At 67.4% G+C, this 14,195-nt stretch carries 14 protein-coding genes and 1 pseudogene; 10 read left to right on the forward strand and 5 right to left on the reverse strand.

Going from position 1 to position 14,195, the window contains the following annotated elements; genetic code table 11:
• Positions 1–2: 2 nt before the first annotated feature.
• Positions 3–1,172 carry an acyl-CoA dehydrogenase family protein gene (locus tag I1A62_RS23290; RefSeq protein ID WP_072944572.1) on the reverse strand — a complete coding sequence of 390 codons (1,170 nt, stop codon included), beginning with the start codon at positions 1,170–1,172 and terminating at the stop codon, positions 3–5.
• Between the two features lie 230 nt (positions 1,173–1,402).
• Between I1A62_RS23290 and I1A62_RS23295 the strand changes: the two genes are divergently transcribed.
• Genes I1A62_RS23295 through I1A62_RS23305 form a run of 3 tightly spaced genes read left to right on the forward strand, consistent with a single transcriptional unit; the run spans position 1,403 to position 3,409 of the window.
• Positions 1,403–1,765 (forward strand): 4-coumarate--CoA ligase, encoded by a 363-nt coding sequence (locus I1A62_RS23295; protein WP_124391385.1) that lies wholly within the window; start codon positions 1,403–1,405, stop codon positions 1,763–1,765.
• Positions 1,762–2,505 carry a 3-oxoacyl-ACP reductase FabG gene (fabG, locus tag I1A62_RS23300; protein ID WP_124391386.1) on the forward strand — a complete coding sequence of 248 codons (744 nt, stop codon included), beginning with the start codon at positions 1,762–1,764 and terminating at the stop codon, positions 2,503–2,505. The genes I1A62_RS23295 and fabG overlap by 4 nt, the downstream gene beginning before the upstream one ends.
• A gap of 34 nt (positions 2,506–2,539) precedes the next feature.
• Positions 2,540–3,409 carry a LysR family transcriptional regulator gene (locus I1A62_RS23305; RefSeq protein ID WP_219460091.1) on the forward strand — a complete coding sequence of 290 codons (870 nt, stop codon included), beginning with the start codon at positions 2,540–2,542 and terminating at the stop codon, positions 3,407–3,409.
• Here the strand turns inward: I1A62_RS23305 and I1A62_RS23310 are convergent.
• Positions 3,349–4,242 (reverse strand): LysR family transcriptional regulator, encoded by an 894-nt coding sequence (locus I1A62_RS23310; RefSeq protein WP_219460093.1) that lies wholly within the window; start codon positions 4,240–4,242, stop codon positions 3,349–3,351. The genes I1A62_RS23305 and I1A62_RS23310 overlap by 61 nt on opposite strands.
• A 32-nt stretch (positions 4,243–4,274) precedes the next feature.
• Positions 4,275–5,078 (reverse strand): N-acyl homoserine lactonase family protein, encoded by an 804-nt coding sequence (locus I1A62_RS23315; protein WP_219460094.1) that lies wholly within the window; start codon positions 5,076–5,078, stop codon positions 4,275–4,277.
• 73 nt (positions 5,079–5,151) lie between these two features.
• Between I1A62_RS23315 and I1A62_RS23320 the strand changes: the two genes are divergently transcribed.
• Together I1A62_RS23320 and I1A62_RS23325 are read left to right on the forward strand one after the other, a co-directional pair.
• Positions 5,152–6,636, forward strand: a complete 1,485-nt coding sequence (locus tag I1A62_RS23320; RefSeq protein ID WP_219460097.1) for an aldehyde dehydrogenase — start codon at positions 5,152–5,154, stop codon at positions 6,634–6,636.
• Positions 6,637–6,674: 38 nt separating this feature from the next.
• Positions 6,675–7,793, forward strand: coding sequence for an NDMA-dependent alcohol dehydrogenase (locus tag I1A62_RS23325; protein ID WP_219460100.1), 1,119 nt, complete (start codon positions 6,675–6,677; stop codon positions 7,791–7,793).
• 60 nt (positions 7,794–7,853) lie between these two features.
• Here I1A62_RS23325 and I1A62_RS23330 read toward each other — a convergent pair whose 3' ends face one another.
• A complete protein-coding gene (locus I1A62_RS23330) occupies positions 7,854–9,131 on the reverse strand; it encodes an MFS transporter (RefSeq protein ID WP_219460102.1) in 1,278 nt (425 codons plus the stop codon).
• A 253-nt stretch (positions 9,132–9,384) separates the two neighbouring features.
• Here I1A62_RS23330 and I1A62_RS23335 point away from each other — a divergent pair, with 253 nt between their 5' ends.
• From I1A62_RS23335 to I1A62_RS46460, 5 genes and pseudogenes are all read left to right on the forward strand, one after another.
• Positions 9,385–10,077 (forward strand): GntR family transcriptional regulator, encoded by a 693-nt coding sequence (locus I1A62_RS23335; protein ID WP_219460106.1) that lies wholly within the window; start codon positions 9,385–9,387, stop codon positions 10,075–10,077.
• A gap of 191 nt (positions 10,078–10,268) precedes the next feature.
• Positions 10,269–11,078, forward strand: a complete 810-nt coding sequence (locus tag I1A62_RS23340; protein WP_257890876.1) for an IclR family transcriptional regulator — start codon at positions 10,269–10,271, stop codon at positions 11,076–11,078.
• A gap of 129 nt (positions 11,079–11,207) precedes the next feature.
• A complete protein-coding gene (locus I1A62_RS23345) occupies positions 11,208–12,608 on the forward strand; it encodes an MmgE/PrpD family protein (protein WP_219460108.1) in 1,401 nt (466 codons plus the stop codon).
• 16 nt (positions 12,609–12,624) lie between these two features.
• Positions 12,625–13,019: pseudogene (locus tag I1A62_RS23350) on the forward strand (helix-turn-helix domain-containing protein); the annotation flags it as partial.
• 68 nt (positions 13,020–13,087) lie between these two features.
• The gene (locus tag I1A62_RS46460; RefSeq protein ID WP_257890878.1) at positions 13,088–13,411 is read left to right on the forward strand and encodes a DNA-binding protein; all 324 of its coding nucleotides are present in this window, start codon (positions 13,088–13,090) and stop codon (positions 13,409–13,411) included.
• Positions 13,412–13,426: 15 nt separating this feature from the next.
• Here the strand turns inward: I1A62_RS46460 and I1A62_RS23355 are convergent, their stop codons facing one another.
• Entirely contained in the window at positions 13,427–14,146 is a 720-nt protein-coding gene (locus I1A62_RS23355) for a nitroreductase (RefSeq protein ID WP_219460111.1), read from the reverse strand.
• Positions 14,147–14,195: the final 49 nt, after the last annotated feature.

The following is a 14,195-nucleotide window of genomic DNA, read 5'->3' on the forward strand; positions in this document are numbered from 1 at the left end:
GGTCAGAGTGCTTTCTTCGCTTCGCGGACGAGGCCGCCGCCGATGATCAGGCGCTGAATCTCGCTGGTGCCCTCGTACAGGCGCAGCAGCCGGACCTCACGGTAGATCCGTTCCACCGGAACGTCTCTCATGTATCCGGTTCCGCCGTGGACCTGCACCGCGAGGTCGGCGACCTTGCCTACCATCTCTGTGCAGTACAGCTTCGCGACGGACGGGGAGATCCGGCGGTCCTCGCCGCTGACGTACTTCTGCGCCGCGTCCCGGACCAGCGCGCGGCCCGTGGACACGCCCACCTGCTGGTCGGCGAGCATGGCCTGCACCAACTGGAAGTCGCCGATCGGGGTGCCGCCCTGCTTCGTGACCGCCGCGAAGGCGACGGACTCGTCGAGCGCACGCTGGGCGCTGCCGACCGCGAGCGCCGCGATGTGGACGCGGCCGCGGGCGAGCGAGGTCATGGCTGCGCGGTAGCCGGCTTCCTCACTGCCGCCGACCAGCGCGGACTCGGCGACGACGACGTCGTCGAACGCCACCTCGGACGTCCAGGCACCTTCCTGGCCCATCTTCTTGTCCTTCGGCCCGACCACGACACCGGCGGTGTCGGCGGGGACGAGGAACACCGCGATGCCGGTGCCGGTCTCGTCGGCGGGACGGGTGCGCGCGAACACGACGAACAGATCGGCCAGCGGCGCGTTGGTGATGAACCGCTTGGTGCCGTTGATCGTCCACTTGCCGTCCTTCAGGACGGCGCGCGTGGTCAGGCCCGCCGGGTTCGATCCGGCCTCCGGCTCGGTCAGCGCGAACGAGGCGACCACGTCGCCGGACGCGATGCGCTCGAGCCATTCCGACTTCTGCTCGTCCGTACCGAAGTTCACCAGCACCTGGCCGGCGATCCCGTTGTTGGTGCCGAACATCGACCGCAACGCCAGGCTGGTGTACCCGAACTCCATCGCCATTTCCACGTCCTGCGTGAGGTCGAGCCCGAGCCCGCCCCACTGCTGCGGGATGGCGTACCCGAACAGACCCATCTCCGCCGCCTTACGGCGAATGTCGTCCGGAATCAGATCCTTTTCCGCGATTTCATTTTCCCTGGGAATTACTTCCTTCTGAATAAAGGTCCTCGTCTGCGCGAGAATGTCCTTGAAGTCTTCGTCACTCACTTCGCGTTCAGCCATGAGGTGAATATCCAGCAACCGAGCCGCGCTGTCAAGCGCGGCCTCCGAACGCGAACCTGCAGCGCAGAGGCTATTTACGACCCATAGGAAGAAGGCAACCGTCGGTTTCCCTCAGCGTCTTTGACCACGGCGGCCCGAGGCACTTGAATAGATGTCGACCGCCCGGATTTCCATTTCGGGCATATTCGCGAACAAACAAAATCCCGGCGAGATGGAATTCGATATTCGACATGGTTGGCAGACCCGAGGATGCACTCCTCTACAAGGGCTACACCGTCGATCCGCAGGAACTCGAACAGTTGCTGCTGTCACGGCGGGGCGTTCACGACGCCGTGGTGGTCGGCCGCTCCGTCCCCGGGATCGGGGAGATGCCGGTCGCGTACGTGGTGGCCGACGCCGCGCACCCGACCGCCGAGGAACTGATCGAGTTCGTGGCGGCCGCCGTGCCCCCGTACAAGAAGGTGCGGGAAGTGGTGTTCGTCGACGAGTTGCCTCTGTCCCCGTGGGGTGCGGTCCTGCGGTCCGCGCTGCGCGACCGCCTGAACACGCACGCCGAAGACGTTCGTACAACTGAGGAAGGAACACACACATGACACTTCTCGAGGGACGGGTCGCCGTCGTCACAGGCGCAGCCCAGGGCATCGGTTTCGAGATGGCCAGGAAGTTCGCGAGCGAGGGCGCATCGGTCGTCCTCGGCGACATGCATGCCGACAACGTGAAGGGCGCGGCCGCCAAGCTCGAGGCCGACGGCTTCCAGGCCGTCGCCGTGGCCTGCGACGTGACCGACCCGGATCAGATGCAGAATCTGGGCAAGACCGCCATCGACAGTTTCGGCGCGATGGATGTGTGGGTCAACAACGCCGGCATCACCCGCGACGCGACGCTGCGCAAGATGTCGCTCGCCGATTTCCGCTCCGTCATCGACGTGCACCTGCAGGGCGCGTGGCTGGGCACCCAGATCGCGTCGATCGCGATGCGGGAGGCGGGCAAGGGCTCGATCGTCAACATCTCGTCGATCTCGGGCAAGGTCGGCATGGTCGGGCAGACCAACTACAGCGCCGCGAAGGCCGGCATGGTGGGCCTGACCAAGGCCGCCGCGAAGGAGGTCGCCCACCTCGGCGTGCGGGTCAACGCGATCCAGCCCGGCGTGGTGAACACCGACATGATCCGGGCCCTGCGCGCCGACATCATCGAGGCGAAGCTCAAGGAGGTCCCGATGGGCCGGGGCGCCGAGCCCGAGGAGATCGCGAACGTTGCGCTGTTCCTCGCGTCCGACCTGTCCAGCTACATGACGGGCACCGTCCTCGAAGTCACCGGCGGACGTCACATCTGACAACCCGCGCGATTCTACGCAGTAGTCTTCACTGGTGGAGTCGCGTCACGTGGAGTACTTTCTCGCCACCGTCGACAACGACGGCCTCGCGCTCGCGGCCGAGGCCCTGGGCGTCACGAAGCCGTCGTTGTCGAAGGGGCTGCGCAATCTCGAGCGTGACCTCGGTGTCGACCTGTTCCACCGCGTGGGCCGCGGCCTCGTGCTCAGCGCGGCGGGCAAGGCGTTCGTCGGCCCGGCGCGGCAGATCGTGCGCGACCTGGTGGCCGCCGAGAGCTCATTAGTCGACGTGTCGGGTCTGCCGCGCGGCCGCCTCGACATCTGCGCGTCGGCGCACGTCGCGGAAGGCCCTGTCACGGAACTGATCGGGTCCTTCCGCAAGCAGTATCCAGGTGTCGTCGTCCGGCTCGCCGACCTGCGTCCGGTCGACGTCGTCGCGTCGCTGATCCGGGACGGGCACTGCGAGATCGCCTTCAGTCATTTTCCTTTTTCCGCACCAGGATTGACGACCCGCGTCCTCGGAATCCACGAATACTGGCTGGTGGTTCCGCACGACGCCGAGATCACGTGGCGGGATCCGTTCCCGCTCGACGACCTTCCGGACATTCCCGTGGTGGGGCTGCCCAAGGAATCGTCTTCGCGCACCGTCATCGAGAAGGCGCTGCAGGCCGCGGGGAGGCGGACCACCCTGTCGGCCGTTGTCGAGCAGCGGGAAGCCGTCGGCGCGTTCGTCGTCGAGGGTGTCGGAATGTCGTTCATGGAACGCACCCTTGCGGAACGGGCCGCCGGGGGCGGAGCACGAATCTGCCCACTCGACCCGCCGATCACCGCCCCGTACGGGGTGATCTACGACGAGGCCAGGCTGTCGCCCGCCGGCCGGGCGTTCCTCGGCACGCTCGCGCCGTGAGTCTCGTCGAGCGCAGTGATGAACGCCGCCGCGGCAGGCGGAAGCGGATCCGGCCGGTGCACGATCCCGACGGTCCGCACCTCGGGCGGCGCGAGCGAGCGGACCACGACGCCCGGTAGTTCCTGCTCGGCGACGCGCCGCGGGAGCAGCGTCGCCCCCGCCCCCTGGACCACCAGTTCCCACATCGACTGGCGATGCGCACATTCGACGGCGATGTTGTTCACCGGCAGTCGTGGGCGCGACCCGATCTCGACGATCATCGGAATGTCGGCGAGCAGGCCGACGGGCACCGGATCGGGGAGTTCGATCGCCAGATCGGCGTGCAGCGCGAGCACGATCTCCTGATCCCCCACCGTCCGGAACTCGAGGCCCTGCTGGTCGACGAGCAGTTCGGTGAGCCCGAGGTCGCACTCCCCCGACCGGACAGCGCGGCCGACGCCGTCGGGACCGTCCGCCGACACCGTGGACAGGACCACCCTCGGAAACTGCCGGTGGAACCGGCCGACCAGGCGCGGAAGCGGATCGGCGGCAAGCGAATTGAGAACCGCGATCGTGAGCGTGCCGGACCGCAATTCGGCGACGTCGTGCACGACGGCCCGCGCCCGCTCGACGTCCGCGAGCACCTGGCGCGCCGCATGCGCGAACGACGCGCCCGCCGGGGTGATCCGCAGCTTCCGTCCCCCGCGATCGAACAGTTCGACACCCAGATCGCGTTCGAGAGTGCGGATCGCCTGCGACAGCGACGGCTGCGCGATGAACAACGCGCGGGCAGCCTCGGTGACGCTGCCGTGATCGGCAACGGCGACCAGGTATTCGGCATCCCGGATGTCCACCACCCGAGTCTAGCGACCACGAGGTCCGGGGCCTAGACGACCTGCCGCCCGTTGGCGCGGAGGCGGTTCCAGTCGTCGATGTCGTGATTGACCACCACGGTCGTGTTGGGCTGACTGCGAAGCAGTTTGAGCTTCTTCAGCGATTCGATCGCACCGACAGTATCGGAGTCGGCAGGCATGCCGACGCAGCAGCTGATGTTGTCCTGGATGTGCGCGACGTCGCCGGACAGGACCAGCGTGCCGCCGTCCGGCAGGCGGAGTTTCAGTCCGAGCGAACCCGGCGTGTGTCCGGGCATCGACAGCACGACGACGCTGCCGTCGCCGAACACGTCGTGGTCGTGTCCGGCGGGCACTTCGCACCAGTCGATCCGATCGGCCGCGTCGAGGTCTTCCTGCCGGAAGAAGCCCGTGACGTGGTTGTCGGGTGTGCGCGCGTACCGCAGCTCTCCGGATCCGAGGTATCCCTGCGCCCCGGCGAAATGCTCGCGGCCGCCGGTGTGATCGAAGTGCAGATGCGAGATCACCACCCGCTCGACGTCGGCGGTGGAGAATCCGAGCGACTCCAGCTGGCGGTCGAGGGCACGCTCGGCGGGGAAATCGATCATGAACAGTTCCGCGAGCGGGCCGTAGGTGAACGCGGGATCGCCTGCGCCGGCGAGACCGGTGTCGAAGATGAGCAGTCCGTGCTCCGCGTGCTCGATCAGGAACGACGGCGACGGCAGCGACGGCAGCGACACCAGCTCACCGCCCGCACCCAGGATCATGATGCTTTTGTCGACCTTCAGCATGGGTGCGTCGAGCGCCCACAAATGCGTGATGGTGCCGGAACTGGCCACGTCGTGCTTCCTCGACCTTTTTATATATTCTGTACTATGTACTAACAGTGTGGAAACCAGTCGGAGGTAGCAGATGACATCGACCACGGGTGCGCAGGCACTGAAAGAACTCATCGAGCCGGAACGACTCCTGATCGACGGTTCCTGGGTGCCCGCGGCCGAGGGTGTGTCGTTCCCCGCGATCGATCCCGGCACCGGAGAACAGGTGGCCCGGGTGGCGGAGGGCACCGAGGCCGACGTCGACGCCGCGGTGGCCGCCTCTCGCCGCTCCTTCGACGACGGGCGCTGGCTGCGGCTGTCGGGCCAGCAACGGTCGCTGATCCTGTGGCGCATCGCCGACCTGCTCGAGAGCCGGGCCGACGACCTCGCCGCACTGGAGAGTATGGACGCCGGCATGCCGGTCTCCCAGGCGCGCCTGATGGTCGGCGAGGCGGTCAATCAGTTCCGGTACTTCGCCGGCTGGGCCGACAAGATCGAGGGCAAGAGCGTCGAGATCGGCCCTGCCGACATGCGATTCCACGGATACACCCGCAAGGAAGCGGTCGGGGTGGCCGCGCTGATCGTGCCGTGGAACGCACCCGTCGTCGCGACCGCGCAGAAGCTGGCACCCGCGCTCGCCGCCGGATGCTCATGTGTGCTCAAGCCCTCCGAGGAGGCGTCGCTCAGCGCGCTCGCCGTCGGCCGGTTGCTCCTCGACGCCGGATTGCCGCCCGGCGTCGTCAACGTCGTCACCGGATTCGGGCCGCGAGTCGGCGCCCCGCTCGCCGCGCACCCCGGCGTCGACAAGGTGAGTTTCACCGGGTCGACCCAGGTCGGCAGGCAGATCGTGCACGCCGCCACGGGCAACCTCAAGAAGGTCTCGCTCGAACTCGGCGGCAAGTCGGCGATGATCGTGCTGCCGGACGCCGATCTGGACACCGTGATCCCCGGCGTCGCCACCGGAATCTTCTGGAACTCCGGACAGATCTGCACCTCCGGCTCCCGGCTGTTCGTCCATCGGGATGTCGCCGACGAGGTGGCCGACGGGGTCGCCGAGTTCGGCCGCAACCTGAAGGTCGGCTACGGCACCGACCCGGACGCCGACCTCGGGCCGCTCATCTCGCAGCGGCACCTCGACAGGGTGCACGGTTACGTCGAGAGTGGTGTCGCGGCCGGGGCGCGGGTTGTTTCCGGCGGCAACCGAATCGGCGACACCGGCTACTTCTACGAACCGACCGTGGTGGCCGACGCCGACCCGTCGATGGCGATGATCCGCGAAGAAATCTTCGGTCCGGTGCTCGGCGTCGTGAAATTCGCCGACCTCGGCGACGCCGTCGACGCCGCGAACGACACCGAATACGGCCTCGCGGGCAGCGTCTGGACCCGCGACGTCGCCCGCGCCCACTCGATCGCTCATCGGCTGCGGGCGAGCCGAATCGGCATCAACGTCCACCGCGCGGGCGGTGTGCAAATGCCGGTCGGCGGATACAAGCAGTCCGGCTGGGGCCGCGAGAACGGCGCCGAGGCACTCGCCGAATACCTCGAGACGAAGTCCGTGGTCACTCGGCTCGCCGACTGACACCAGTCACATCCCATTCACCAACCCCAAGGAGAAGCATGAGAACTCGCGGCGCAGTCATCCGGCAGGTCCCCGGCGAACTGGAGGTGATCGACCTCGAACTGGAAGATCCCCGCGACGACGAGGTCCAGGTCAAGCTCGTCGCGAGCGGTATGTGCCACTCCGACGACCACCACGTCACCGGGGACATCCCGGTCGGCATGTACCCGTTCGCGCTCGGCCACGAGGGCGCGGGCATCGTGACGAAGGCGTCCCCCAACTACAAGGGCATCGAGGTCGGCGACCACGTCGTGTTCTCCGCGATCCCGTCCTGTGGCCATTGCCGCTGGTGCTCGTCCAACCTGCAGAGCCTGTGCAATCTCGCCGCCGGCATCCTCGCAGGCCCGCGCTGGACGGACGGGACGTTCCGGGTGCGCACGACCGACGGAACCCCGGTGGGGCAGATGTGCGGCATCTCGACGTTCCTCGAGACGACGACGGTCTCCATCAACTCGGTCGTCAAGATCGACAAGGACATTCCGCTCGACAAGGCCTGCCTCGTCGGCTGCGGTGTGAGCACCGGCTGGGGATCGGCAGTCAATCTCGGCAACGTCGCGCCCGGGCACACCGTCATCGTCATGGGCATCGGCGGGCTCGGCTCCGCCGCGCTGCAGGGCGCCCGGCACGCCGGCGCCTCGCACGTCATCGCCATCGACCCCGTCGCGTTCAAGCGGGACAGCGCCAAGACGTTCGGCGCCACCGACGCGGTCGCGACCATCGAGGAGGGCGCCGAACTCGCCAAGCAGTACACCGACGGTCAGGGCGCGGACGCCCTCGTCATCACCGTCGGCGTACTCGAACCCGAGCACGTCGCCCAGGCACTCGCCTCGGTCCGCAAGGCGGGCACCGTCGTCGTCACCGCCGTCGGCGAACACTCCCGGATCGGTCTTCCGATCCCGGTCGCCGACCTCACCCTCTCCCAGAAGCGTCTGCAGGGCTGCGTCTTCGGCTCGACGAACGGCACGTGGGACGTGAACCGGCTGCTGAACATGTACAAGGCCGGGCAGCTCAACCTCGACGACATGGTCACGCGCACCTACCGGCTCGACGAGATCAACCAGGGATACCGGGACCTGAAGGACGGCAAGAACATCCGCGGCGTCATCCTGTTCGACTGATCACCCGCGCACACGAAGGGCCGCTCGGGAACTCCCGAGCGGCCCTTCTTCGTCCTGCACCTACTCGGTCGTGGCGAGAGCCGGGGCCGTCCGGCTCGACTCACCGACCACGGCGGTACGGGTGATGCGGGTCAGAGCCATCGCCGCGACGGGCGCGAGCACGAGAGGGACGATGACCGCGAGGTACATCGCGCGCGGGGTCATGACGCTGAGCGCGTATCCCGCGACGATCGGCGACAGAATCGCACCCGCGCGGGCCACGCCCATCATCGCTCCGTAGCCCTTGGCGCGCGCGAGCACCGGGTACACCGCCGTCGACGTGGACGTGAACCCGGACATGGCCGCGAACGTGCCTGCGCCGAGAAGCCCGGCCATGGCCAGTGCGAACGGTCCCTGCAGCGTGAGCGCGAACCCGGCGATCGCCGCGGCGGACACGGCCGAGGTGATCACCGCGATCCGCGCGCCGGGGAACCGCAACCCGAACGCACCGAACAGGCAACCTCCGACCACCGCACCGAAGCTGATCACGATGCCGGCCAGCGCACCGCTCCCCGCGTCGCCACTGGCGTCCTTGATCAGTTGCGGCGTCCACGTGCCGACGAAGTAGTACCCGGCGGTGAGCATCGAGTATCCGAACGTCAGGAGGAGTGTGCGCGATCGCAGTTCGCGGCCGAGCAGACGGACCTCGCTCTGCAGCGCGGGGATCGCCTGGTCGGGTTCCGTCTTCGTGCCCTTGCGGGCCAGGAAGTCGTCCGATTCGCGGAGGAAGGCGGCGGTCACCACGAACGACAGAACCCCCAGCGCGGCGCCGATCCAGAACATGCCCTGCCACGCCCCGCCTGCCAGTGCCACGAGCCCGGCGCCCGCGAAGCCCGCGAGCGTCGTGCCGAGCGGATAGCCGACCATGACCAGGCCGAGCGCCACACTTCGCCGATTTGGCGGGACGACCTCCTGGCAGAGGACGACGCTGATCGTGCCGATCGCAATGCCGGTGGCGAAGCGGGTCACCAAGAGCATCGCGACACCGTTCGACAGCGCCGACGCGGTCAGGCCCAGGGTGTTGGCCGCGAGGCCCACCAGCAGGATGCGCCGCCTGCCGATGACATCGGCGAAGCGGGCGAGGCCGATCGCACCGACCGCCATCCCGGCGAGGGCGGCGCTGATCAGGTAGCCCTTCTCCGTATTTGTCGCAAAGCCCTCCGGCAGATGCGGCATCGCGAAACCCATCACGAGAACGTCATATCCGTCCAGCATGTTCAGGAACATGCAGAAGACCACGGATGCAATCTGATACGGGCGCATCCCCACGCGCGACGTCCCATCGTTCGTTGTGCTCATCAGGTCCCTCTCGCTCGAAGCACCGACCGTCGGTGCGACACAGATCACACTCAGAACAATATATGATGCGTTGTAGATTATGTCGACTCCGAAATGTGACCGATCCGGCTGCGAGAAATTGCGGCGGGGATACGAACTCGCCCGTGCCAGGGAATCGCGTATTCCCGGCCGCGACTCCGGGCCGCGGTCGGCCATGCGGGCGCGGATGGTACATTATGTCGAGTCTTTCGAATCCGGGAAGGTGCGACCGACGATGCCCCTGAATGACAGGTCAAGACGACAGCAACTGCCCGAGGAAGTTGCCACGTACGTGCGCGAGATGATCATCTCCGGCGAGGTGCGTGCCGGCGACTTCCTTCGCATCGAGCGGATCGCCGAAGCCGTCGGAGTCAGCACGACACCCGTCCGCGAAGGGCTCCTCGCCCTGCGGAGCGAAGGCTTCGTGGAGATGGTCCCCCGGCGCGGCTTCGTCGTGGCCCCGTTCACGAAGCAGGACGTGCGTGATCTGTTCTGGGCCCAGGCTCAGCTGGCCGCCGAACTGGCCGCACGGGCGGCGAAGAACATCACTCCGCAGCAGATCGCCGAACTCGAGGGAATCCTGAAGGAGCACGATGACGCCATCGCACAGGGCGACACGGAGCGAATTTCGTCCCTCGGGCACGCGTTCCACCGAAAGATCAACCTGATCGCGGACTCACCGCGCCTCGCCCGCCTCCTCGGTTCCGTCGTCACGAATCTTCCGAACCGCTTCTACGCCACCATCGAGGGTCACGTCACCACAACCCAGGAGGAACACCCCCTCCTGCTCGATGCGTTGAAGAAGCACGCAGGCAAGCGGGCGAAGACGATCATGGAGTCGCACATCCTGGACGGCGCGGATCACCTGATCGACGAACTTGAGCAGCGCGGGCTGTGGGACACCGACGCCGAGGCCAACGCGGGCTGATCGCCCACTTTCTCGCACCATTCAGCTGTTCACGACAGCCCGGCGCACCCAGCCGACGAAAAGGCCCCATTACTTCGAGCGCCGTAGCCGCTCATCTTGGTGCCGCCGAATGGCGCGTGACAATCTGCGCAAGACGAGGGTCGGGACTGCCCCGAGTCGGTCGAGACACGCTCGATGCCCCAGGAGTTTCGATGCCCACTCGCGGTGAATCGATGATCGAGCGGGTCGTCGAGGTGCTCGAGGCGTTCAAGGGGGCGGGCGGCGCCCTGACGGCGTCGGAGATCGCGCGCAGGACCGCGATCCCGATGCCGTCGGCGCATCGAATCGTGGCCGAACTCGTCGACGTGGGATTCCTCGAACGCGACCCCGACCGCAGGCTTCGCATCGGCACCCGACTGTGGGAGGTGGTGGCCCGGTCGTCGAGCGCCCTCACGCTCCGGGAGGTCGCCCTGCCGTACATGGAGGACCTGCGGTCGGCGGTGCAGGCCCCCACGCTGCTGTCGGTACTCGACCGCAACGACGTCCTCAACCTGGAAACACTGACGACGCGGCAACCGGGTGTCACCAACGTGACTCAGCCGGGTGTGCGGCTTCCCGCGCTGGCGTCGTCCCCGGGCATCGTGCTGGTGGCGTTCTCTCCGCCGGAGGTGCGGAAACACATCCTCGCGACCGGCAAGATCACCCGGTTCACCGAGCACACCGTCGTCGACCGCGCCGAACTGCTGCGGATCGTGAACGAGACCCGGCGCACCGGTTACGTCGTCGCCCGCCGCTGGATCTCCCCCGACTCGACGGCGGTCGCGGTGCCGATTCTCGCCGACGACGGCACGGCGATCGGCGCGCTGTCGGTCACCACCGCGTTCGGCGCCGACGCGCCGTCGACCCTGCTGCCCGCGCTGCACGCCACCGCTCTCGGTATCTCCCGCGCCACGCGCACCGCCGACGGCCCGCGGTTGGCGCTGCTGAAGCAGCAGATCCGGCACGCGACCGAGGTGCCCTGACCGGACTCGTGTTCTCGGTAGGCGAGAATCCCCCTATCCCCGAGCCGGGACATGCGCGACCTTCTGACATGAACCGGGACGCCGACTTGCGTTGCCGACAGCGACATCTCGACGCGGAAGAGGGACGACATGACGAAGTTCGCGATCCAGAACTCGGAAGATCCGATGAGCACCCTGTGCCGGATGGCGGTGCAGACCGACTACGACGATCTCCCCGCCGAGGTCGTCCGGCATGCCAAGCACACCCTGCTGGACTGCATGGCCGTGATGATCGGCGGCTCCGGGATGGACGGGATTCCGGCGATCGTGGATCTGGTCAAGGACAAGGGCGGCGCACCGCAGTCGGTCCTGCCGTTCTACGGTGGCCGCGTCCCCGCTGCCGAGGCGGCACTGGCGATCGGCCCGATGCCCCGCGCGATGGACTGCGGCGATCTTCACGAAGAAGCGGGGCACATCAGCGAATACATCGTCGCCAGCCTGCTGGCGGCCACGGGGCTGCGGCCGGACGTCACGGGGAAGGAGTTCCTGACGGCGCTGGTCGTCGGGCAGGAGACACTGATCCGCGTGGGCTCGGCCTACAAGGTCATCAGTACCGCCGTGAAGTCCCACGATTGCGGCGGCCACTACATCTTCGGTGCTGTCGCGGCCGTCGGTAAACTCCTCGGCTTCTCCCAGGACCTGCTCGAGAATGCCCAGGGCATCGCCCGCACCATGACGCAGCCGCACACGATGGCGATCTACGCACCGGCCACCCTGATGGTCCGGGTGCACCACGGCCTCGTCTGCCAATCGGCGATCACCGCCTGTCTCCTCGCGGAGAAGGGCATCACCGGCCCCCGCCGGGAAGTGCTGACCGGACCCAACGGATACCTGCGCACGGCCCGCTGGGAGACGGACCCCGAACTTCTCACCCGCGATCTGGGTGAGCGCTGGGAGACGACGAACATCACGACCAAGGGGTACAGCGCCTGCTACTTCTCGCACTCCTCCATCGACGGCATCCTGGATCAGATGCGCACGCACGGCTTCGGCCCCGACGACATCGCCACCGTCCACGTCGACGTCTCCACGTCCGGCTGGCGCGCCGTGTGCGAGCCGACCGACGTGAAGTGGCACCCGCACACGGTCCCCGAATGTCAGTTCAGCCTCCCGTACGCCGTCGCGACCGCCGCGATCGACAAGAGTGTCTTCGTGCAGTCCTACACGGACGAAGCACGGCAACGTCAGGACGTCCGGGAGCCGATGTCCAGGATTTCCGCCGCCGAGGACCCGTCCGTGTCGGACTGGGGCGCACGGCTCACGACCACGCTGCGCGACGGCCGCAAGATCACCACCGAACACGTCTACGTCAAGGGGCACCCGAACAACCCGTTCAGCGAGCAGGACTTCGTCGACAAGTTCCGCAAGTGCGTGCCGTACTCGGTGCATCCGCTGGACGAGCAGGTGGTCGACACGATGATTCACGACGTGCTGTACCTCGACAAGGTGGACGACGTCGTCGCCTCCCTGCTGCTGCCGCTGACACCCTGACCCTTCCCGGCGCCGGGTGCCGGGTCTGCGGCGTGAAGAGGTCGCGCAGTTGGCCGGGGTCAGCATCGAGTACTACACGCAGATCGAACGCGGGAACGTCGCCGGAGTCTCCGACGACGTTCTGCACTCCATCGCCCGAGCACTGCGACTGACAGAGGAAGAAACGGCGCACCTGTTCGACCTCGTGCGGGCCGCCGGCACCACGACGGGCGCCGCACGGTCGCCGCGTCGGGCCGACCGGACGATCCCCGACGGTGTGCAGGCGCTGATCGACGGCATGGTCGACTCGCCGGCGGTCGTGCTGAACGGGCACCTCGACATCGTCGCCGCCAACCCCTCGGCCGCACGCTGTACGCGCCGGTCTTCGCGCGGGCGACGGGAGTGCCGAACCTCGTCCGGTTCATCTTCTTCGACCCGCACGCCGACGACGTGTTCCCGGAGTGGAACACCGCGGCCGATGACGCCGTGGCCTGCTGCGGGTGGAGGCCGCACACTCACCCCAGTCGACGGTCGTCACCGGGCTCGTCGGCGAACTCGCCACGCGGAGCGAGGAATTCCGCACCCGCTGGGCCGCCCACAACGTTAAGGCTCATCGGCACGGTGTCAAACAGTTCCGGCATCCGGACGTCGGTGACCTGTCGCTGACCTACAACGTCTTCGACATCACGGGTGCGGGCGGATTGTCCCTCGTCGGGTACACCGCGGAACCGCAGTCACCCTCCGAGCAGGCTCTGCGACTGCTCGCGATCGTGGCCGCGACCGATCACACCCCGACCGATACACCCTCCACGGCAACCGAATAGGCGGGGTCTCCGACGCTACCGGTCCTGCCAGCTGACGACCTCGTCGAGCGACGCGCGTGCCGTCCGGTAGCTGTTCGCCGGGTGGTCGAGTTCGGCGTAGCCGAAGGAGATCCCCACCAGAATCTTGCGGTCGTCCGCGATGCCGAAATGCTCACGGATGAAGGGAGACTGGCTCGCCAGGGCGGCCTGCGGGATCGTGGCGATCCCCAGGCTCCGGGCCGCGAGCAGGAGGGTGCCGAGGTACAGCCCGGAATCCACCGCGCCGTACACGCCCTGCTCGGCGTCGGTCGTGATGATCGCGACGTGCGGAGCGCCGAACAGGCGGAAGTTCTCGAACGACTGACGTGCGGACGCGGCACGGTCACCGCGCTCGACTCCCACGGCCTGATACAGCTGCCACCCGCTCGCCCGGCGCCGGTCACGGTAGACCCCGCGGTACTCCGCGGGCGGATCGAATTCGAAGGCGGCACTGTGCTGCTGCGCGTACTCCGCGAGACCGTCGCGGAATCGCCCGGTTCCCGCACCGCTGGTCACGATGACCTGCCAGGGCTGCGTGTTGCACCACGACGCGGACCGCTGCGCCAGCGTGAACATGCGCTCGATGAGCGGTCGCGGAACCTCACGCGGCTCGAACGCGCGGCAACTCCACCGTGTCGCCAGCAGGTTCTCCAGCACGGCAGACTCGTCGTCGACGGAGTCCACCACGATCCCTTCGGTCGATACATCGGCAGACATCGATTACTCACCCATCGTCGTTCGAATACGGAATATGTGTGCCCCGGGC

The organism is Rhodococcus sp. USK10, from assembly GCF_019378875.1.
Lineage (GTDB): Bacteria > Actinomycetota > Actinomycetes > Mycobacteriales > Mycobacteriaceae > Rhodococcus_F > Rhodococcus_F pseudokoreensis.